Genomic DNA, 21,059 nt, shown 5'->3' on the forward strand with positions numbered 1-21,059 from the left:
CAGCGTGAAAGGTTTCCGGCGAGGGCTTCACAGCACCCGCCACGGGGTTACACTCCGCGCAAAAAGCCCAGCTGAACAGGGAGAATCCGATGCGTGTGCTGCTGGTCGAAGACCATCTGCAACTGGCCGAAAGCGTGGCCCAGGCCCTCAAGAGCCAGGGCCTGACCGTGGATGTGCTGCATGACGGCGTGGCCGCCGACCTGGCCTTGGCCAGCGAGGACTACGCCGTGGCGGTGCTGGATGTCGGCCTGCCGCGGCTGGACGGTTTCGAGGTGCTGGCGCGCCTGCGCGGGCGCGGCAAGACCCTGCCGGTGCTGATGCTCACCGCCCGCAGCGATGTGAAGGACCGCGTGCACGGCCTGAACCTCGGCGCCGACGACTACCTGGCCAAGCCTTTCGAGCTGACCGAACTGGAGGCGAGGGTCAAGGCCCTGCTGCGCCGCAGCGTGCTTGGTGGTGAGCGCCAGCAGCGCTGCGGCCCGCTGGTCTACGACCTGGATACCCGGCGCTTCAGCCTGGGCAGCGAGCCGCTGACCTTGACCCAGCGCGAGCAGAGCGTGCTCGAGGCGCTGATCGCCCGCCCTGGTCGGGTGATGAGCAAGGAACAGCTGGCGGCCCAGGTGTTCGGCCTCGACGAAGAGGCCAGCCCCGATGCCATCGAGATCTACATCCACCGCCTGCGCAAGAAGCTCGACGGCCACCCGGTGGCCATCGTCACCTTCCGTGGCCTGGGCTATCTGCTCGAGCACCGCGATGCGTGACAACGGCAGCCTGCGCGGGCGCTTGCTGGGCAACCTGGCGCTGCTGCTGGTGGTGCTGATGCTGGCCAGCGGCCTGAGCGCCTACTGGAACGGCCGCGAAGCCGCCGACACCGCCTATGACCGGACCCTGCTGGCGTCGGCGCGGACCATCGCCGCCGGCCTGTCGCAGCGCGACGGCACCCTCAGCGCCGACGTGCCCTATGTGGCCCTGGATACGTTCGCCTACGACAGCGCCGGGCGCATCTACTACCAGGTGCTGGACATCCACCAGAAGCTGATTTCCGGCTACGAGAATCTGCCGCCCCCACCACCGGGCACGCCGCGCACCGACGACTATCCGGCGCTGGCACGCTTCTACAACGCCACCTACCTGGGCCAGGACGTGCGCGTGGTCAGCCTGCTCAAGGCGGTGAGCGAACCGAACATGAACGGCATGGCCGAGATCCGCGTGGCCGAGACCGAGGAGGCGCGGGTGCGCATGGCCCGCGGATTGATGGCCGACACCCTGCTGCGCCTGGGCATGCTGGCCTTCGGCGCGCTGGTGATGGTGTGGTTCGCGGTGAGTGCCGCGCTGCGCCCGCTGGAGCGCTTGCGCACGGCGGTGGAGGAGCGCCAGCCGGACGACCTGCGCGCCCTGCCGGTGGTCCAGGTGCAGCGTGAACTGGGGCCGCTGGTGCGCGGGCTCAATCACTTCACCGAGCGCTTGCGGGGCCAGTTCGAACGCCAGGCGCAGTTCATCGCCGACGCCGCCCACGAACTGCGCACGCCGCTGGCGGCGCTAAAGGCGCGGGTGGAACTGGGCCTGCGCTCACGGGAGCCAGACGAATGGCGCAAGACCCTCGAAGCCGCCGCCCAGGGCACGGACCGGCTCACCCACCTGGCCAACCAATTGCTGTCGTTGGCGCGGGTGGAGAACGGCGCCCGCGCCATCGCCGAGGGCGGCGCCCAGCGCCTGGACCTGAGCCAGCTGGCCCGTGAACTGGGCATGGCCATGGCGCCCCTGGCCCATGCCCGCGGCGTCGCCTTGGCGCTGGAGGCCGAGGCGCCGGTGTGGCTCAAGGGCGAGCCGACCCTGCTCAACGAACTGCTCAGCAACCTGGTGGACAACGCCCTGGCCCACACCCCGCCCGGTGGCGATGTGGTCCTGCGGGTACTGGCGCCGGCCGTGCTCGAAGTCGAGGACGACGGGCCTGGGATTCCCGAGGATGAGCGTGAGCGGGTGTTCGAGCGCTTCTACCGGCGCAGCGCCCAGGGCAGCGGCCTGGGGTTGGCGATCGTCGGCGAGATCTGCCGGGCGCATCTGGCGCAGATCAGCCTGCACGACGGCGAGCGGGGCGGGCTGAAGGTGCGGGTGAGTTTTATCGCGGACTGAAGGTCATCGTGGGGCCTGTCGATTCAGCGCAGCATGCCCCGCGCATCCAGCAGCTCGGTGATATCCAGCTCGGTGCCGTAGGGCAGGCCCAGGTGGCGGTAGGCGGGCAGGGCGGCCAGCGGTCGGCTGCGCTCGCGCTGGCTGATGCAGCGGGCGATCTGCACGATGTCGATGTAGTCGATCTGGTCGGTGCGCCGGTCCAGGTCCTGCACCTGGCTGGGCACGTTGACCAACTGCTCGGGAAATTCCCAGGCACTGAGGATCTTGTCGCCCAGTACCGGCTGGATCTGCTCGATGACGAAATGCAGGCAGATCGGGTCGGACAGCAGCTCGTTGTGCTCCTCGGCATAGATCAGCACCGGCAGGGCGCCGATCTGGTGCACCAGGCCGCCGAGGGTGGCCTGGTCGGGCTTGAGCTGGGTGTAGCGGCGGCACAGTTCATAGCTGATACCCGCGACTTCCAGGCTGTTGGCCCAGATATCCCGCAGCTTGTGTTCCACCGCCGGCGCGCGGGCATGGAAGATCTGCTCGATCACCAGGCCGATGGCCAGGTTGCAGCTGTAGTTGATGCCCAGGCGGGTGATGGCGGTGTGCAGGTCGGTGACTTCGACGGCAGCGCGCATCAGCGGGCTGTTCACCACCTTGATCAGGCGGGCCGACAGCGCGGCGTCGCGACCGATCACCTTGCTCAGGGCGGAAACGCTGATCTCGCTGTCTTCGGCGGCTTCGCGGATGCTCAGGGCGACTTCCGGCAGCGTCGGCAGGACCAGGTCGTCCCGGTCGATGGCGGCGAGCAGTTGCGCTTGGACCTTCTCGGCCAGCTTGTTCATGGACTTCTCTACGGCAAAGGTGGTGCAGCCCCGGCATGCCGCCGGGGCGGGCTGGTCAGCGCTGGATTTCCCGGTCGCGGTCCAGTTCGTAAGGCAGGTCGAGCAGCGACAGGCGCGGGCCTTCGAGGCTGCCCAGGTGCAGGTTGTCGTCCGCCACCGCCTCGGCGCTGAGCACGGCCAGCAGTTCGACGGCGCTGCCGGTGCTGGCCCCGATCACCACTTCGCCGACCGACGAGCCGTGGGTCGGCGAGAAGATCTCGGCGCCCGGCTGGGGTACCGCTGTCTCGGCCAGCGCCAGGCGATATTGCCGGCGCTTGAGCTTGCCCAGGTACTGCATGCGGGCGACGATTTCCTGGCCGGTGTAGCAACCTTTCTTGAAGCTCACGCCATCGACGGCCTGCAGGTTGATCATCTGCGGGATGAACAGCTCGCGGGTCGGGCCCATGACCTGGCCGATGCCGGCGCGGACCTGGCCCAGCAGCCAGTCGTTGAGCGTGCCCTCGGGCAGCGAGGCGGCCAGTTTCTGGGTAACGGCCGCGGCCTGCTCGGCAGGCGCCCACAGTTCGACACGGCCTGCCGAAGCGCGGACGGCGATCAGACCCGCATGACGGGCGGTCGCGCCGGCCTCTTCCGCCACGGACAGGCCCAGCGCCTGCAGGGCGGCGTCGCCCTGCTGCAGGCCGAAGCGCGTCCAGGCGGCGCTGTCGTCACTCAGCGTGGCCTTGGAGAACACCGCGTATTTCTTCAGGTCGGCCAGTTGCGCCTCGAGCAGCTCGCTGGCCATGGCCAACAGATAGCCATTGCCCTCGGGCAGGATACGGAAGCTCGACTGCATGCGCCCCTTGACCATGCAGCGGGCGCCAAGGCTCGCGTGCTCGTCGCTGAGGTAACCGATGTTGCAGGTCAGCTGACCTTGCAGGAACTTGCCGGCGTCGGAGCCGCGGACGGCGAGGATGCCCTCATGGGAGAGGGTACAGAAGAAAGCGGAATCGGCCATGGGTCATCGCGGTAGCTAAAGACTGGCGGCCATCATAGAACGCCGGTAACAAAATAGGTAGGTGACTAGACCAACGCCTTGTGCCGCTTCGTTCGCTGCGCGGTATACTGCGCGACCACTCGAGGAGGGCCCCATGGTCGAACAAACTGAACTCAACCGGCTTTTCTGGCACAGCCGTCGCGGCATGCTGGAACTGGACGTGCTGCTGGTCCCTTTCACCCAGGAGGTCTACCCAAGCCTGAGCGAAGCCGACCGCGAGCTGTACCGTCGCCTGCTGACCTGCGAGGATCAGGACATGTTCGGCTGGTTCATGGAGCGCAGCGAGTCCGAGGATCCGGAGCTGCAGCGTATGGTCCGCATCATCCTGGACCGTGTCCAGCCCAAGTGAAGTTTTCGAGTGCCGTTGGCAAGGCTCGCGCCTGCTGCTGACGGCCTACCTCGCCAGCCTGGCGCTGGCACTGCTTACCCTCGCGCTGATGGCGCTGCCCGGGTGGCTGCTCGGCCTGTTGGCCGTCGTCTGTCTTGCCCACGCCTGCTGGGTTATCCCCCGGCGCCTCCTGCTGACCCACCCCGAGGCCATCACCGGCCTGCGCCGTGACCGGCGTGGTTGGCACCTTTATAGCCGCGCCCAGGGCTGGCAGCCGGCGCGGCTGTGCCGAGACAGCGTCGCCCTGCCGGCCATGGTGGTGTTGCGGTTCGTGCGCAAGGGGCGCAGGTTCAGCCAGAGCCAGTGCATCCCCGGGGACGCACTGGATCGTGAGGCGCACCGGCGATTGCGGGTGCGCCTGAAGTTCAGCCGGCGCCGCTGGGCCGCGCCGGCCTGACCCTCACACCCCCTGCGGGATCTCTTCGCCGCCCAGGGCTTCGAACAGCACCGGCAGGAACTCGGTGAAGGTCATCATCATCAGCTGGAAGCTGGCGTCGAACTGTTGCTGGGCCTCGTCGCCGCCATCCTGTTCGGCCTGCTCCTGCAGCAGCTCCTCGAACTTCAGGCGCTTGATCACCATCTTGTCGTCGAGCACGAACGACAGCTTGTCCTGCCAGGCCAGGGCCAGCTGGGTGACCAGCTTGCCGGTGCTCAGGTGCAACTGGATCTCTTCGCTGGTCAGGTCCTGGCGTTTGCAGCGCACGATGCCGCCGTCCTCGGCCGTGTCGCGCAGCTCGCACTCGTCGAGGACGAAGAAGCCCTCGGCGGCCTGCTGCGACTTGACCCAGTCGGTCATGGTCGCGCTCGGCGCGATCTTCACGGTGGCCGGGCGCACCGGCAGCGAGCCGATCACTTCACGCAGGGTCGACAGCAGGTCTTCGGCGCGCTTGGCGCTGGCCGAATTGACCAGGATCATGCCCAGGCGTGGGGCGATGGCGGCGAAGATCATCGAGCGACGGATGAAGGCGCGCGGCAGGAAGGCCTGGATGATCTCGTCCTTGATCTGGTCGCGTTCCTTTTTATAGACCTTGCGCATCTGCTCGGTCTCGATCTCCTCGACCTTCTCCTTGACCGCGTCGTTGACCACGCTGCTGGGCAGGATGCGTTCTTCCTTGCGTGCAGCGATCAGCATGAACTCGCCACTGACGTGGACCAGGGGCGCGTCCTCGCCCTTGCCGAACGGCGCGACGAAACCGTAGGTGGTCAGTTCCTGGCTGGCGCAGGGGCGGGCCGGCTTGCTGGCCAGGGCGGCCTCCAGGGCCTCGGCCTCGAACGGTACTTCCTGGGTCAGGCGATAGGACAGCAGGTTCTTGAACCACATGAGGGGGAATCTCTCCTTAATACATAAGGCGGGCATTATTCTCCGAGGGGCGCTTCCAGGCCAACCCTGTCATAGGGCCAGCAGAGCTATATGGAGGAAGAAAATCGCGGCGCGGCTAGGTCTTTGAAAGGCCTGGAAATTTTTTTCAAAAATTTTGAAAAAAGTGCTTGCCAGGGTAGGAGGTCCTCCGTAGAATGCGCGCCACACCGAGACGAAGGGTGATTAGCTCAGCCGGGAGAGCATCTGCCTTACAAGCAGAGGGTCGGCGGTTCGATCCCGTCATCACCCACCACTCGATGTATAGCGCGGCGGTAGTTCAGTCGGTTAGAATACCGGCCTGTCACGCCGGGGGTCGCGGGTTCGAGTCCCGTCCGCCGCGCCATATTTAGCTTCCAGGGCCCACTGAACACCCGGAAGCAACAGAGAAAGCGACCTTAGGGTCGCTTTTTTTGTTTCTGGGATTACGCCAGAATGCCCCTGTCCGCCGCATGTGGCCAGCAGGCCCCGCGTCGGTTCCTATCGCAAGCCAGAGACCGATCATGCAGGATGCCAGCCTCTCCAACGCCCCCATCTATTCCACGCCACTGCTCGGTATCGACCTCGGCACCACCAACAGCCTGATTGCCGTCTGGCAGGACGGTGAAGCTCGGCTGATCCCTAATGCCGTGGGTGAAGTGCTCACCCCCTCGGTGGTCAGTGTCGATGACGACGGCTCGATCCTGGTCGGCCAGGCTGCCCGGTCGCGATTGACTACGCACCCCGAGCGCACCGCGGCGGCGTTCAAGCGCTTCATGGGTAGCGACAAGCGCTATACGCTTGGCGAGCATCGATTCACGCCTGAAGAATTGTCGGCACTGGTACTGGGCGCATTGAAGCAGGATGCCGAGGCGTACCTGGGCTGCGCGGTCAGCGAGGCGGTGATTTCGGTACCGGCGTATTTCAGCGACGAGCAGCGCAAGCGCACGGTCTTCGCCGCCGAGCTGGCCGGGCTGAAGGTCCAGCGGCTGATCAACGAGCCGACCGCCGCGGCCATGGCCTATGGCCTGCACGAACAGAAGTTCGAGCGCACCCTGGTGTTCGACCTGGGCGGCGGCACCTTCGATGTCACCGTGCTGGAGTACGCCTTGCCGTTGATCGAGGTGCATGCCTCCACCGGTGACAATTACCTGGGCGGCGAGGATTTTACCGAGGCGTTGTTGCAGGCCTGCCTGCGCGACTGGAACCTCAAGGCCGAGGACCTGGCCCCACAGGCCCTGGCCAGCCTGCATGACGCCATCGAACAGCTCAAGCGCGAGCCGGGCGAGGGCAGCCGCGTGCTGGACTGGCACGATGGCGCGCAGCCCCGCGAGTGGCGGCTGGACGACCTCAAGCTGCAGGCGATCTGGGCGCCTTTGCTGACCCGGGTGCGTGCGCCCATCGAGCAGGCCCTGCGCGATGCCCGGTTGAGCCCGCGCGAGCTGGACAGCCTGGTGCTGGTCGGTGGCGCCACGCGCATGCCGCAGGTGCAGCAACTGGTGGCCAAGCTGTTCGGACGCTTGCCGTACCGGCACCTGGACCCGGACACCATTGTCGCCCTCGGCGCCGCCAGCCAGGCCGCCTGCAAGGCCCGCGACGCGGCCATCGACGAACTGATTCTGACCGATGTCTGCCCCTACACCCTCGGTGTGGCCTCGTCCCGGGGCGACGACGTCACCGGAGCGTTCTCGCCGATCATCGAGCGCAACACGGTGATCCCTACCTCGAAGGTGCAGCGCTTCTACAGCAGCCACCCAGAGCAGAAGTTCGTGCGCATCGCCGTGTACCAGGGCGAGCGGCCGTGGGTGCGGGACAACATCCTGGTGGACAGTTTCGAGGTCCCGTTGCAGCCGACCGGTGAAATCCAGTCGCTGGACGTGCGCTTCAGCTACGACATCAACGGTTTGCTGGAAGTGGATGTGACCTTCCTCGAAAGCGGCCAGAAGCACAGCCACAGCATCGACCGCAGCCCCGCCGGGCTGGATGCCGAGGCGCGCCTGGCCAGCGAGGAGCGCTTGGCGCGGCTGAAGATCCACCCGCGTGACACGCTGCCCAACCGCACCCTGCTGGCCCGTCTGGAGCGGGCCTGGATGCAGAGCCTGGGCGACGAGCGCGAGCTGATCGGCAGTTGGCTGGACGCCTTCAACGCCGTGCTCGCCAGGCAGCAGGCCGGTGAGATCAGCCGTGAGCGCCAGGCGTTGAGCCAGGCGCTCGACGAGCTGCGCTACTGACCGTTCAGCCGCCGCAGGGTAGCCTGCAGGCTGTCATCGAGCAGCGCTTGCTGGCCCGGTTGCGAGCCGTAGCGGTTCGGCAGCCGGTCACCGGGCAACAACAGCAGCAACAGCGGTAGTACCGGTAGCACCCTGCTCAGCACGAGCAGCAGGATCAGCGCTGGGATACCCTGGCCAAGGTCGCGCAGGCGCCTGAGGAAGGCGCTGATCAGCAGCAGCACCGTGACCAGCATCAACACTGGCAGTGTGAGCATCATGCTGGCGCAGAGGGCGGCGGCCGCCAGGTTCAAGGCAAACCCTGAGCGGTTCAGGCGGCTGTTGAGCTTCCACACGGCCCAGAATTTCGCGGGAGGGTGCTGCAGGGCATTGCGCAACATGCGCTCGCTCCATGACAGCACGGCCATGATTGCACAGCGCAAGCCCAGGTCCTGCTGCGGGTCGTCCTTGATCTTCTGCAAGGCGCGCAAGGCGCGGATCTTCGGCGGCGCGCAATCGTTGTACAGGCTGTCCAGGGCGTCGAGCACATCATTGATCGCACGGCTGTCGACGCCGTGGGCATGGGCGAGTTCGGCCGGTGGATGCTTGGTCTTGCCTTGCAGCAGGCCGCTGCGCAGCGCCTCGAACCATTCATCCTGCGGCGCCAGCGCATCCAAGCGCTGGCGCAGGCGTTCACGTTGCTCGGTGTCCAGGGAGCGGTCATGGTGCAGCACGGCGCAAAACAGCAGATAGCCCAGAGGATGGTCGTTGCCCAGGCTGCCATCGTCATGCTCCAGGCAAGCCAGCAATTGCGCTGCACCGGGTAGGCGCGTGCTGCTCAGGGCTTGTTGCAGGGTCAGCAACCGCGCTGAAACCATCGCCTGTACAGGGTCGCGGGTATCCAGGCTGCCAAGCAGGCCACTGCTGCCGTCAGGGCTGGACAGTTGCTGGCAGAGCAGGGCGTGCAACGGGGCGAACGGATGCCCGGACGGGTAGTGCAACTGGCTCGGCAGGGTCGGGTCGATCAGCGCCAGCCAGCGTGACGGCTGCTCCAGCAGGGCAAGCATGAACAAGTGCTGGCGGTGCCAGTTCCACAGCGCGTCACCCTCGGGCATTGCCGGCAGCAGTACGCCGGTCTCGGCGAGCGTGTCCTGCAGTTGCAGGGCGAACGGCGTGGTGAACAGGCGGCGCATGTCAAACCGCACATTCAGGGCATGCAGGGCGTGGGCCGGGTATACCCGCATGCGCCGCAACCATTCGCGGCAGACCGGGCGAATGGCGTCCTCGGTCAAGGCCTCGGGCAGCTCCGCACCCGGGTCGTCGCTGGCGCAGAAGTCCACCAGCACCTTGACCACCGGGGCCTGTTCAAGCCAGTGCAGCTGCTGGCGGGCCTGGCGCTGGAAGCCTTCGAGGATCAGCGCGTCGAGGGCATCTTCGGCGAGCGGCCGGGCGAGCACCTGGCGCAGCAGGCCGGCTTCCCCGCGTTGCAGCGCCCAGGCCTGCCAGTAGAGGCGGTGCAGGTCGTGGTCCTGCGGGTCCTGCAGCAGCCAGGCGAGCAGCGGCAGTTCGTCGTCGCCGTCCAGCCGCCAGTCGATGAAGGTTGCGGCGATGCCTTGCAGTTCCAGGCGTGAGGCTTCGGACCAGCGCGCCAAGGTCTGCGGGGACTGCCCGGGGCTGCCCCAGTTCTGCGCGGGGTCGTCCAGCTCTACGGGCCAGTCGGCCGGGGTGTGCAGGCGGTCGAAGGCCTGGATCAGCAACGGCAGGCGCTGGGGCTGGTGGCGGGCGCAGAGGTCGATCAGCCAGCGTTCGGCCTGTGGGTGCTGGTGTTCGCGATACAGCCGCAACCAGCAGTCCAGGGCCTGTTGCTCGGCGCCCAGGGCATCGGCCTGGCGGGCCAGCAGGTAGAGCAGGTCGGCATCGTCCGGGGCCTGTTGCTGGCGCGTCTTGAGCATTTCGTGGAAGGTCCGGCTGGGGATACCGGCCTGGCTGAACTGCACCAGCAGGCGTTGCACCAAGGCCGGGTCATCCGGCATGGCCAGGCAGGTATGCACGCCGGCGAATTGCTCGTACTCGAACAGTGGACGCTGCTGGTAGCAGTACTCGAGGCTGCGGAAATACCACAGGCTTTCCATCTGCGCGCTGGCCGGCCAGTCGCGCATGCAGGCGGTGTCGAAGGGATCGGGCTGTTCCAGGCGGTCGAGGAAAGCTTCCACCTCGTGGCGCTCGTCCAGGCGCAGCAGCTGCTCGGCCCAGCCCAGGCGCCGTGCCAGCAGGCCCGCGCAATGGTGGGACAACGGTCCGCAGTCGCGCAGGGTGTGCAGCAGTTGCCAGCTGAGATCGTCCAGTTCATCCAGCGGCAACTCGTCCAGTTCGGCGATAAAACGCTGCCAGGCTTGTGGGTCGAAGCGCTTGGACGGCTCCTCGAGCAGGGTGTGGAACTGCTTGAGGGCTGGATGGGGGGCATTTTCTTCGCGTGTTGGCTCAGCCTCGCTGGGCGCCTGCTCGCGGGCCAGGCGCAGGGCTTCCTCGTAGGCTGCCCGCAGCGCCTGGAACCCTTCGGGATCGGTTTCCGGGTGGTGCGAGGGCAGGCGGCCGCGATAGGCCAGGCGGATGGCGTCCATGTCCTGGGTCGGTTCGATTCCCAGGCGAATCCAGCAACTCATGACCAGCAGTCCTCTTCCAGCGTGGTGGGTCGTGCGGGCTCGGGCAGGGGCATGTCCCAGGGCAGTTCGGCCAGCAGGTCATGGGCGCCGAGGCGCAGGTTGAGCACGATGCAGCGGTTCCAGTGCTCGCAGCCCTGGCGCTCGAGGTTGGCGGCCAGGGTCTCGTCGCTGCTGTCGCTGGCATTCCACAGCGCCTTGCCGAACAGGTAGCCGGCCAGGTAGCCGTCCCAGCGGTTGTAGTAATGGCGGGCGCGCAGGGCCAGGCGGTAGTGCAGGTAGAGGCTTTCGTCGCGGTCGATCAGGCCTTTCTTGACGCCGGCGCGCAGCAGGAAACCCATGCGCCCCAGGTCCCAGGCCCGGGTGCCGCCCGGGCCGCAGTCGGGGAAGGTGCGGGCGGCGTATTCGTGGCGGATGCGCTCGCGCGGGGGCAGGGTGTCGAGCAGCGCCTGCCACTGGCTGGGCAGGCAGCGCTGGTATTGCCAGTAGGCCTCGCTCATCTCGGTGGCGTGGCCGTTGTCGGCCATGCTGAGCATGTCCAGCAACTGGGCGCGGTTGCTGATGCCCCACCAGCGTTCAAGGTCGGTCTGGTCTTCACCCTCGAAATAGTCGGGTGCGGTATAGCTGGCCCCGTTGAGGGCGGCCATGGGGGCGGAGAGAGCATGCAGCCAGTGCTGCGCGGTTTCGTCCATGAAAGGGTCCTGGAGGTGCTGGGAACTGGCGGGGATTGTATAGGAAGTTTCCCGCCGGGTTCTCAGGGATAGGTCCCGAGTCGATAGGCCTCGGCCACCTCGCGGAGCACTTCGCACACCCATTGCGCCGGCAGGCTCTGGGGCAGCGCCGCATTGCGGCAGATGCCCACCGACCCGCCCGGTTCGAGCACGCCCAGGTCGAGCTCGGCCAGCTCGCCACGCCCGAGGTCGATCAGCACGGCGTCCCGTGGCGCCACCCAGACCGCCTGGCTGCCCAGCACATAGCGCCTGCTCAGGGCCAGCGACAGGGTTTCCAGGCGCTGCGCCGGCAGCGGGATCGCGCATTGCACGAACAAGCTGTCGGCATGCTGGCGAATGGTCGTCCCCGGCGGCGGCAGCACCAGCGGGTAATCACCGACCTGGCTGCGCTCGACGGGCCGTTGCGCCAGCAGCGGATGCCCCGGCCGCACCACCAGGGTCATCGACTCGCTGTACAGGTGCTCGAACGACAGCCCCTGGATCTGCGGGCTGTCGGTCATCCGCCCGACCACCAGCTCCAGTTCCCCCAGGTGCAACTGGCCGAGCAACTGGGCACTGGCCCCGGTCACCACGCTGATCAGCAACGCCTCGTGGCGTTGATGCAGGCGGCACAACACCTCGGGCATCAGCAGCCCTTCGACCGTCGACAGCACGCCGATGCGCACCTGCGACGGTGCCCGCGCCTCGCCGCGCACACTGCCGACCCCGTCGCGCAATGCCTGCACGCTGGGGCCGGCGTAGCGCATGAAGCGCGTGCCGGCCGGGGTCAGGGTAACGCCGTTGTGACCACGTTCGAACAGGCGTGCCTCGAGCAGGTCCTCCAGTTCCTTGAGGGTCTTGGAGATCGCTGGCTGGCTGATCGCAAGCACGTCGGCGGCCCTGGCCAGGCTGCCCTGCCGGGCAATCTCCAGGAAGCACAGCAGGTGACGGAACTTGATGCGGGTATCGAGGTTCATGCCCGGCAGTGTATCCGTGCGGGCCAGACCTGCAACGTCTGGGTGATCTTCGTCACTCGGCGACGGTTCCTCCCTTGCAGGCGAAGCCCTGAACCTTTAGCGTGTGCCGCTTCGATGCATGGAGCAGCGCTATGGCCGCCTACCTGACCCAGGACCTGGTCCTTGAACTGGGCGATGAAACGCCCGAAGACACCACCATGAACATGCTGACCTTCCGTCAGCGTGGCACCACCCTGGTGATCGCCCGCAGTCCGCTGGCTGCCGGGCAGACGCTGGAGGCGCTTTACCTGCAGCAACTGGCGCAGTTGCGTGAGCGCCTGGGGGCGATCATCAGCGAACCACAGCCGGTCAGCGCAGGCGTCGATCGTGGCATCCACGGCCTGGAAGTCAGCCTGCAATTCAAGCGCGGCGAAGTCGTCTCGTACCAGCGTCAGATGGCTTACGCGCCAAGCGGGCAGGCCCGTTTCGTGGCGGTCAGCTATAGCAAGGAAACACCGCTGGAGGCGGTCGATCTCGCCCATTGGGAAGCCATCAAGGCAGGATTGCGGCTGAACTGACCCGGGCACAAGGAAGCGGTTCATGGGCGATAGCCTGCATGCCGCCCGCGAGGGCGATCTCATATTGCATCCGCCGTTGATGGCCGAGCTGGTCAGCGGGCTGACCGAAGCGGTGATCTATGCCGCCGCCACTGCGGCGGTCGCGGCGGCGATCGGCGGTGCCGTGGTGGCCGTGGTTGGTACAGGTGGGGCCGCCGCCACGCTCACACCATTGATCGCCGGTGTCCTGGTCGGTGCCGCCGCTATGTTGCCTGCTGGCGAAGACAAGAGCATAGGCGAGCACATTTCCGATCTGAGCAGTTGGGTCGGCAATTCGATGTTTCCCCCCGAACCCTACGGTGCGATCGACAGCGGATCATCCAACACCCGCATCAATGGCATGCCTGCAGCCCGCGCGGCAGGGATCGTCACGGGTGCCAGTGAGGCCGAACCCTCCGCCGAGGCACCCTCGATACTGGAAAACATCGGTAACTACGCGATGATGGGTGCATCGCTGATGCTGCCGGTCATCGGGTTGGCTCAGGAAATCAACAGCATCTTCAATCCCCCAGTCGCCACCCCGGCGAATCCTGGCACCCAACCTGCCGAACTGGACACCGTCAAGTGCAGCAAGCACCCGGTCCCCAACTTCGTCGCGCAAGGGTCGGACAAGGTTTTCATCAATGGCCATCCTGCGGTCAGGGTCGGGGACAAGAGCACCTGCGACGGCCCCATCGGCATGACCTTCTCGCCCAATGTGCGGGTTGGAGGTGGCACGGTCACCGTGCGAGACATCCGCGACGGCAAGAGCGCAGCGGCAAAGATCATTGGCCTGGTCGCCGGCATGCTGCTGGCAAGGCGCGTCAAGAGCCGCTCGCGGCCACGCAACGCACCCAAGCCCCGTTCCCGTATTCCTGGCTGCAAGGGGCACCCGGTGCTGGTCGCCACCGGCAGCAAACGGCTCGATGGCCCCGAGGACCTGGACTTCAGCCTGCCCGGCCTGCTGGCCATCGATTGGTCGCGTCGTTATGACAGCAACGACCTGCGCGACGATGGTCTGTTGGGCAAGGGCTGGAGCCTGCCCTACGAAGTGCGTCTGGAACGGGTGCCTCATCCGCAAGGTGGCGAGCTGTGGATCTATGTCGACGAAGACGGCAGTCGCATCGAGTTGGGCCGCATGGTGCCCGGCAGCGCGCTGCTCAGTACCTTGGACGGTGTTGCCATTTTCCATCAGGACGATGGCATCACGGTGGTGGAGGACATCTATAGCGGCCAGTACCAGGTGTTCAAGACCGATCCGACAGAACACAGCCGGTCGCGCCTCGTGCAACTTGGCGATCGCAACCTCAACCGCCTTGAACTGCTGTATGACGATCAAGGGCGCTTGCAGTTGCTGGTCGATGCGTTCGGTCGTACTGCCGTGCAGTTGCGCCACGACAACCAGCATGGGCGCCGAGTGCGCGAGGTGTGGCGGCTACAGTTGGCCCCAGGCGATGCGTTCGAGATCGCTGACCAGCAGTTGCTGGTCAGTTACCGCTACACCCAGGCCGGTCAGCTAGCCGAGGTACGCGATGCCAGCGGGCAAACGGTACGCCGTTTCACCTACACCGCAGCAGGGTGCATGGCGAGCCAGACTCTCGCCAGCGGTGTCGTCCATCACTATGAATGGGCCAGCCTGGCGGTACCGCCAGACGGAGTGGCCTCGCGTGGGGGCTGGCCACGGGACCTACCGGCACCGCTCGAGGCGCAGCCCACACACCAGTGGCGAGTGATGCGCCACCACAGCGATAGCGCAGAGGACTATCACTTCGATTACGACCTGGCTCAGGGCCTGACCCGGGTTCGCGACAGCCTGGGGCGGGAGGAGTCGTTCCATTGGGGGCCGCACTATGAGATCCATCGATATGTCGATGCCCTGGGCAACCTCTGGCAGGAGACCTTCCAGCAGGGGCAGTTGATCGCCAGTACCGAGCCCGATGGCAGCCAGTGGTGCTACAGCTACGACGGTGCAGGCCGCCTTGTCTGCAGCCAGGACCCGCTCGGGCGCAGTGAAAGCATTGCCTACGGCGAACATTGGGCACTGCCGCTGAGCATCGTGTCGCCTGGCGGCGCAAGCTTGCGCATGCAGTACGATTGCCAAGGCAATGTGCTCAGTGAAACCGACGCCCTGGGTAATACCACAGGTTACCGCTACGACGATCGCGGGCGACTGCTGGCCATCACCGACGCGCATGGCCGACAACGCCGGTTCACATGGAATGACCGTGGCCAGTTGCTCAGCTACCGCGACTGTTCCGGCCATGTCACGCATTATCGCTACACCGAGCGCGGTGAACTGGCGGAGTCTGTCAATCCGCGGGGCGAGCGTAGCCGCTACCGCTACGATGTGCGGGGCTACCTGATCGAAAGCCAGGGGGCCGACGGGCGCACCGATCATTATCAGGTCAACGCCGCCGGGCAGTTGACCCGCCATATCGATGGCGCCGGGCGCACCACCCACTGGCATTTCGACTCCAGCGGTCGCCTGTTGCAACGTATCGACCCCATGGGGGCGGCGCTGAGTCTGAATTACGATGCCTATGGCCGACTGCAGGCGCTGGTGAACGAGAACGGCGAAAGCTATCGCTTTGAATGGGATGCTCTGGACCGTGCGCTCACCCAGCAGAACCTCGATGGTGGTGGCTACGCCTATACCTACGACCACCGGGGCAACGTCACGTGTGTCGCCCACCACCCGGTCCCGGATCAGGCTCACGACACGGCCATACAGATCCATCAACTGGAGCACGATGCCGTTGGTCGCTTGCTACGCAAGCACACCACCGATGGTTGCACCGAATACGTCCACGACGAGGGCGACAACCTGCTGTCGGTGACTTTCACCGATAAGCAGGGCAATGCCCGGCGACTGGCGTTCAGCTATGACCGCATGGGCCGCCTGCTGAGCGAGACCAGCGCTGCCGGTACCGTGGGTTATGCGCATGACGAGTTGAATAACCTGCAGAGCCTGACCCTGCCCGATCAACGCCGGATAAACCACCTGTATTACGGCAGCGGCCACCTGCATCAGCTCAATCTCGACGGGCGGGTGATCTGCGATTTCGAGCGCGACAGCTTGCATGACGAAGTGCTGCGCACCCAGGGCCAGTTGCAGACCCGCACCCGCTATGACAGCTGTGGGCGCCTGCAACAGAGGGCGATCCATTACCGGGACGCCTCGAGCATGACGCTGGCGTTGTTGCAAAAGGACTATCGCTATGACGACGGCGACAACCTGGTCTGCGAAACCTTTACCCAGACCCAGCGACCCGGCACAGGGAATCCGGCCCAGCAAGAGCATGCGCTGCGCTTCCACAGTGCTGGCCTCGGCAATGGCAGCTGCCAGGGCTCGGTGAGCTACGACTATGGGCCGAGCCAACGCATCTATGGTGTGACCCGCCGCCTGGCGCTGGGAGATGTGCCGATCGTCGAGCATTATGGGTACGACCGCGCTGGTAACCTGATCGAAGGCTACCAGCCCAAGGCTCATGTGCGGCACAACCGGGTCACGGTGCATCAGGACAAACGCTACCGCTACGATGGTTTCGGCCGCATGATCGAGAAGCGCAGCGGCAGCCGGCTGTTACAGCGCTTCGAGTACGATGCCGAGCATCGGCTGGTCCGCGTAAACCAGCAACGCGGCACCGTGCACGAGCGGATTGAGTTCAGCTACGACCCACTGGGGCGGCGCATCGGCAAGCGCCTCTACCGCAGCGGCCATGAGCAACCCGTCAGTCGCACCGACTTCCTCTGGCAGGGCCTGCGTTTACTGCAGGAGGTGCAGGACGGCAAATCGAGCCTGTACCTGTATGCCGACCCTGGCAGCCACGAGCCGCTGGCGCGTATCGACGGCGCACCTGGCCAGGAAGTGGTGCAGTACTTCCACACCAACATTGCCGGGCTGCCCGAGCAACTGACCGACGCACAGGGCAATTCAGTCTGGTACAGCGACTACCTGTTGTGGGGCCGCAGCCGCGAAGAGTGGCACGCGCCCGACCAAAACCGCCAGCAGAACCTGCGGATGCAGGGGCAGTACCTTGACCGCGAGACTGGCCTGCACTACAACACGTTCCGCTATTACGACCCGGACATCGGCCGCTTCACCCAGCAGGACCCGTTGGGGCTGGAAGGCAGCATCAACCTGTATGCCTATGCTCCCAATCCACTGACCTGGATCGACCCGCTGGGCTTGTCGGAATGTTCGCTTCTCGACCGTATCATCCAAGACGCCAACAAGGTCGCTTCACCCGGTGGCGAAGTGACCGCGCGGCAGGCCCAGATCCTGCGCGGCAACCTGCCGGTGGTGCAGAGGCGCAACGCGGCGCAGAACCAGGCGATGCGCAAGGAGTTCGTGAAAACCGAGAAAGGCCTGATCAAACAGTGGGAAAAGAACACCAACCGGACCTGGCCAGACGGCGCCACGGCCCACCATGTGATTCCATTGGAAAGCGGTGGCGCCAACAAATGGTGGAACCTGATGCCGACCCACGGCACGCTGCCCAACCATTCGTTGCCCGGTATCCCCGGCCCGCATGCCGCCGGAGGTGTACTTCGCACCACCATCCAGCAAGGTCGCAAGGCATTGCCACCCAAGACCATCACCGATTTGAGGCTGTAACATGATCGACCTGGAACACACGCTCGAACAGATCGGGCAGACTCGATTCTTCGGCAATCTGGGCAAGCCTGACATCCAGGATCCGCAGGTGATTCTCATCGCCTCGGTCGAGGCGGTGTTCGTGACCCCCTCGGACCAGGCGTTCCAGGGCTTGTACGATGCCACTCAATGGCTCCCCACCTCGGCGGGCGAAGACGATCCGTACTACCCGCGGCAAGAGACGACCAAAGTGCTGAGCGAGCAGCGCATGGCGCTGAACAGGGCAGTTATGGCCGCCACCCGCACGCTCGACAAGGCGCCGTTCATCTGCCGCCCGCACGACTTCAGCGAGGCCGCTCGCGGCGGCGCGGCCTTCGCGTTCCGTCAGTACGCCACCGAGCAGTTCTTCGGTCTGGGCGATCACTGGCGTCGGGTGGTCGACCTGTACCTGGCCGGGCACTGGCCGGTTGGGCATGCTCCCGGCAAACTGATTGTCATCTGAGTCTTTGTCCCAGTTCGACCGTCATACCACGGATACGCACCGGCCACACCGGCAAGCGCTGTGTCGGATCTTCCAGGCAGTTGCCGTTTTGCAGGCAGAAATGTTGCTTGTACAGCGGCGCCGCGACCACAACGGTTGCGCCCAGGCTGCCCACCAACCCACGCCCGATGATGTTCGCGCCCGAGCGTGGGTCACGGTTGCCGACGGCGTACAGCTCCCGCCCTTGTCCCGGCAGGTAGAACAACGCCACCTGCTCACCCTCGTGCCACACTACCACCCCGGAGTCGGCGACGAGGTCGCTGGCCTGGCACACCACCTGCCAGCGGATTTCACTGGCTGAAACCGTGTTGGACAGGTTCATCACATTGCCTCCTCGTGGGTGGGAATCAGCTGAAGCGGCGCAGCCGGTCGGCGTTGGCCACGCTCGCGCACGAAATGCACATCCGGATCGGCGCGTTGGTCGTTGACGAAAGTGCGGAAGCGCTTGAGCTTTTCCGGATCGCCCAGGGCGTTGGCCCATTCGCACTCGTAGCGCTCGACCACCTGCTGCATCTGCGCTTCGAGTTCGGCTGCCAGGCCCAGGCTGTCGTCGATCACCACCTGCTTGAGATAGTCGAGCCCGCCTTCGAGGCCCTCGCGCCACACCGAGGTGCGCTGCAGCTTGTCGGCGGTGCGGATGTAGAACATCAGCACGCGGTCGATCAGCCGTACCAGGGTCTCGTCGTCCAGGTCGGTGGCAAACAGCTCGGCGTGGCGCGGGCGCATGCCGCCGTTACCGCATACGTACAGGTTCCAGCCCTTGTCGGTGGCGATCACGCCGATGTCCTTGCTTTGCGCCTCGGCGCATTCGCGGGTGCAGCCGGATACCGCGAACTTGAGCTTGTGCGGCGCGCGCAGGCCCTTGTAGCGATCCTCCAGGCGCAGCGCCATGGCCACGCTGTCCTGCACGCCATAGCGGCACCAGGTGCTGCCCACGCAGGATTTCACCGTGCGCGTCGACTTGCCATAGGCGTGCCCGGTCTCGAAGCCGGCGGCGATCAACTCGCCCCAGATCAGCGGCAGTTCGTGCAGCTGGGCACCGAACAGGTCGATACGCTGGCCGCCGGTGATCTTGGTGTAGAGGTCGTATTTCTGCGCCACCTGGCCGATCACGATCAGCTTCTGCGGGGTGATTTCGCCGCCGGGAATGCGCGGCACCACCGAGTAGGTGCCGTTTTTCTGCATGTTGGCCATGAAGGTGTCGTTGGTGTCCTGCAACGGTACCAGCGCCGGGTCCATGATCGGCTGGTTCCAGCATGAAGCGAGGATGTTGCCCACCGCCGGTTTGCAGATGTCGCAACCCACGTGACCTTTGCCGTGGCGTTCGAGCAGTTCGCCGAAGGTGCGGATACCCTCCACCCGCACCAGCCCGTAGAGCTCCTGGCGGGTGTAGGCGAAGTGCTCGCACAGGCTCTTGTCGAGCGTCACGCCACGGGCGGTCAGCTCATGCTCGACGACCTGCTTGAGCAGGGCAGCGCAGCCACCGCATCCGCTGGCGGCCTTGGTGCAGCCCTTGACGGCGGCAAGGTCGCCGCAACCACTGTCGATGGCGGCGCACACCGCGCCCTTGCTGACGTTGTGGCAGGAGCAGATGGTCGCGCTGTCGGGCAGCGCATCGGCGCCCAGGGCCGGCGCGCCACCGCCTTGCGGCAGGATCAGCGCGGCCGGGGCGGCCGGCAGGGCGATGCCGTTCTGGGCATACTGCAGCAAGGTGTCGTAGTAGCTGTTGTCGCCCACCAGCACCGCGCCGAGTACGTGCTTGCCGCTGGCATCCACCACCAGCCGGCGGTAGGCACTGTTGGCCTCGTCGCTGAAGCGGTAGCTGCGTGAACCGGGCGTGGTGCCATGGGCATCGCCGATCGAGCCGACATCCACACCCAGCAGCTTGAGCTTGGTCGACATGTCGGCGCCGGTGAAGTCGTCCGCGGGCTCGCCCAGCAACCGCGCGGCCAGGCTGCGCGCCATGGCGTAGCCGGGGGCGACCAGGCCGAACACGCTGCCGTTCCACGACGCGCACTCGCCGATGGCGAAGATCCGTGGATCGCTGGTCTTGCACTGGCTGTCGATCACCACGCCGCCGCGCGCGGCGATCTCCAGGCCACAGGCCCGGCCCAGGGCGTCCCGTGGGCGGATGCCGGCGGAAAAGACAATCAGATCGGTCTCCAGGTGTTCGCCACCGTCGAAGTTCATCCGGTAGCGGTACTGCTCGCCAGCGCTGATCGACTGGGTCGCGCGGGACAGGTGCACGCCCACGCCCAGGGCCTCGATCCGCGCCTTGAGCGCCGCGCCGCCTTCGCTGTCCAGCTGTACCGGCATCAGGCGCGGGGCGAATTCCACCACATGCGCCTCCAGGCCCAGGGACTTGAGGGCGTTGGCTGCCTCGAGGCCGAGCAGGCCGCCGCCGACCACCACGCCACGGCGGGCATCCGTGGCAGCGGCGCGGATTGTGTCGAGGTCCTCGAGGGTGCGATAGACCAGGCGTGCGTTGCCGCTGGAGCCTTCGATAGGCGGCACGAAGGGGTAGGAGCCGGTGGCCAGGATCAGTTGGTCGTAGCCCAGCCGGCCCTCGGCGGTGACCAGTTCCCGGCGCTCGCGATCGATGTCCAGCACCGCCTCGCCCAGGTGCAGGTGCACGCCGTGGCGGCTGTAGTAGTCCGGGGCGCACAGGGCCAGGGTCTCGGCGCAGCTACCGGTAAAATACTCCGACAGGTGCACCCGGTCGTAGGCGCGCTGGCGCTCCTGGCCGAACACATGCAGCTCGAAGTGTGCCGTGGCGCCGCGTTCGATCAGCTGCTCGACGCAGTGATGGCCGACCATGCCATTGCCGACGATGACCAGTCGTGCTCGTTGTGCCCCGTTCGCTGTTGCCTGCATAGCCGATCCTCGATCACGGAAAACGAAAAAGGCGCCTGGAGCCGAAGCTCCAGGCGCCTTTGCCTGTACTCATCAGTGTGAGGCCCCTGTTGACCGCCGTTGGTCGTTGGGGCTGTTGTGCATTGCTTGAAGCAGGGAGCGTGCCAGGCTCCCTTTAATTGCGGGGCAAGCCCGCTTTCACAAGGGTTACAGCTT

General features: G+C 65.9%; 16 protein-coding genes and 2 tRNA genes. 10 read left to right on the top strand and 8 right to left on the bottom strand.

Going from position 1 to position 21,059, the window contains the following annotated elements; translation table 11 throughout:
• Nucleotides 1–89 precede the first annotated feature (89 nt).
• Both ACVWZ5_RS06955 and ACVWZ5_RS06960 read left to right on the top strand, forming a co-directional pair.
• The gene (locus tag ACVWZ5_RS06955; RefSeq protein ID WP_028690163.1) at nt 90–761 is read left to right on the top strand and encodes a response regulator; all 672 of its coding nucleotides are present in this window, start codon (nt 90–92) and stop codon (nt 759–761) included.
• Complete coding sequence (locus ACVWZ5_RS06960) at nt 754–2,133, top strand: sensor histidine kinase (protein WP_096048587.1); 1,380 nt, start codon at nt 754–756, stop codon at nt 2,131–2,133. Before ACVWZ5_RS06955 ends, ACVWZ5_RS06960 begins: the two co-directional genes overlap by 8 nt.
• A gap of 23 nt (nt 2,134–2,156) precedes the next feature.
• On the opposite strand, the gene ACVWZ5_RS06965 is transcribed toward ACVWZ5_RS06960, so the two are convergent.
• Both ACVWZ5_RS06965 and ygfZ read right to left on the bottom strand, forming a co-directional pair.
• Nucleotides 2,157–2,963, bottom strand: a complete 807-nt coding sequence (locus ACVWZ5_RS06965) for an HDOD domain-containing protein (protein WP_028690161.1) — start codon at nt 2,961–2,963, stop codon at nt 2,157–2,159.
• A gap of 55 nt (nt 2,964–3,018) precedes the next feature.
• Nucleotides 3,019–3,960 (bottom strand): CAF17-like 4Fe-4S cluster assembly/insertion protein YgfZ, encoded by a 942-nt coding sequence (gene ygfZ / locus ACVWZ5_RS06970; protein WP_062572994.1) that lies wholly within the window; start codon nt 3,958–3,960, stop codon nt 3,019–3,021.
• 133 nt (nt 3,961–4,093) lie between these two features.
• Between ygfZ and ACVWZ5_RS06975 the strand changes: the two genes are divergently transcribed.
• Entirely contained in the window at nt 4,094–4,348 is a 255-nt protein-coding gene (locus ACVWZ5_RS06975) for an FAD assembly factor SdhE (protein ID WP_028690159.1), read from the top strand.
• Complete coding sequence (locus tag ACVWZ5_RS06980) at nt 4,332–4,784, top strand: protein YgfX (RefSeq protein WP_062572995.1); 453 nt, start codon at nt 4,332–4,334, stop codon at nt 4,782–4,784. The genes ACVWZ5_RS06975 and ACVWZ5_RS06980 overlap by 17 nt, the downstream gene beginning before the upstream one ends.
• A gap of 3 nt (nt 4,785–4,787) precedes the next feature.
• Here ACVWZ5_RS06980 and rdgC read toward each other — a convergent pair whose 3' ends face one another.
• On the bottom strand, nt 4,788–5,708 hold the full coding sequence (rdgC, locus tag ACVWZ5_RS06985; protein WP_028690157.1) for a recombination-associated protein RdgC: 921 nt from the start codon (nt 5,706–5,708) through the stop codon (nt 4,788–4,790).
• A 216-nt stretch (nt 5,709–5,924) separates the two neighbouring features.
• Between rdgC and ACVWZ5_RS06990 the strand changes: the two genes are divergently transcribed.
• The 3 genes from ACVWZ5_RS06990 (at nt 5,925) to ACVWZ5_RS07000 (ending at nt 7,954) form a co-directional block, all read left to right on the top strand.
• Nucleotides 5,925–6,000, top strand: a tRNA-Val gene (locus ACVWZ5_RS06990).
• A 13-nt stretch (nt 6,001–6,013) separates the two neighbouring features.
• Nucleotides 6,014–6,090: transfer RNA gene (locus tag ACVWZ5_RS06995), tRNA-Asp, on the top strand.
• A 157-nt stretch (nt 6,091–6,247) separates the two neighbouring features.
• Nucleotides 6,248–7,954: a molecular chaperone HscC gene (locus ACVWZ5_RS07000; protein WP_062572996.1), complete on the top strand. Its 1,707-nt coding sequence runs from the start codon at nt 6,248–6,250 to the stop codon at nt 7,952–7,954.
• Here the strand turns inward: ACVWZ5_RS07000 and ACVWZ5_RS07005 are convergent.
• The 3 genes from ACVWZ5_RS07005 to pcaQ all read right to left on the bottom strand — a co-directional run bounded on the left by ACVWZ5_RS07005 (nt 7,948) and on the right by pcaQ (nt 12,277).
• Nucleotides 7,948–10,593, bottom strand: coding sequence for a J domain-containing protein (locus ACVWZ5_RS07005; protein WP_062572997.1), 2,646 nt, complete (start codon nt 10,591–10,593; stop codon nt 7,948–7,950). The two genes, ACVWZ5_RS07000 and ACVWZ5_RS07005, sit on opposite strands and share 7 nt — an antisense overlap.
• A complete protein-coding gene (locus tag ACVWZ5_RS07010; protein WP_062364161.1) occupies nt 10,590–11,282 on the bottom strand; it encodes a DUF1266 domain-containing protein in 693 nt (230 codons plus the stop codon). The genes ACVWZ5_RS07005 and ACVWZ5_RS07010 overlap by 4 nt, the downstream gene beginning before the upstream one ends.
• A 62-nt stretch (nt 11,283–11,344) precedes the next feature.
• A complete protein-coding gene (gene pcaQ / locus ACVWZ5_RS07015) occupies nt 11,345–12,277 on the bottom strand; it encodes a pca operon transcription factor PcaQ (RefSeq protein WP_186599331.1) in 933 nt (310 codons plus the stop codon).
• A gap of 131 nt (nt 12,278–12,408) precedes the next feature.
• On the opposite strand from pcaQ, the gene ACVWZ5_RS07020 reads away from it, so the two are divergent.
• The 3 genes from ACVWZ5_RS07020 to ACVWZ5_RS07030 are packed head-to-tail and all read left to right on the top strand — an operon-like array spanning nt 12,409 to nt 17,951.
• Entirely contained in the window at nt 12,409–12,834 is a 426-nt protein-coding gene (locus tag ACVWZ5_RS07020) for a DcrB-related protein (RefSeq protein WP_084941894.1), read from the top strand.
• A gap of 22 nt (nt 12,835–12,856) precedes the next feature.
• Nucleotides 12,857–17,470 (top strand): RHS repeat-associated core domain-containing protein, encoded by a 4,614-nt coding sequence (locus ACVWZ5_RS07025; protein ID WP_457340493.1) that lies wholly within the window; start codon nt 12,857–12,859, stop codon nt 17,468–17,470.
• 1 nt (nt 17,471) lies between these two features.
• On the top strand, nt 17,472–17,951 hold the full coding sequence (locus ACVWZ5_RS07030) for a hypothetical protein (RefSeq protein ID WP_062364169.1): 480 nt from the start codon (nt 17,472–17,474) through the stop codon (nt 17,949–17,951).
• Here ACVWZ5_RS07030 and nirD read toward each other — a convergent pair.
• The gene (gene nirD / locus ACVWZ5_RS07035) at nt 17,944–18,312 is read right to left on the bottom strand and encodes a nitrite reductase small subunit NirD (protein WP_069016072.1); all 369 of its coding nucleotides are present in this window, start codon (nt 18,310–18,312) and stop codon (nt 17,944–17,946) included. The two genes, ACVWZ5_RS07030 and nirD, sit on opposite strands and share 8 nt — an antisense overlap.
• Nucleotides 18,312–20,864, bottom strand: coding sequence for a nitrite reductase large subunit NirB (gene nirB, locus ACVWZ5_RS07040; protein ID WP_457340494.1), 2,553 nt, complete (start codon nt 20,862–20,864; stop codon nt 18,312–18,314). The genes nirD and nirB overlap by 1 nt, the downstream gene beginning before the upstream one ends.
• Between the last annotated feature and the right edge of the window lie 195 nt (nt 20,865–21,059).

This window comes from Pseudomonas sp. TE6283 (genome assembly GCF_054060555.1).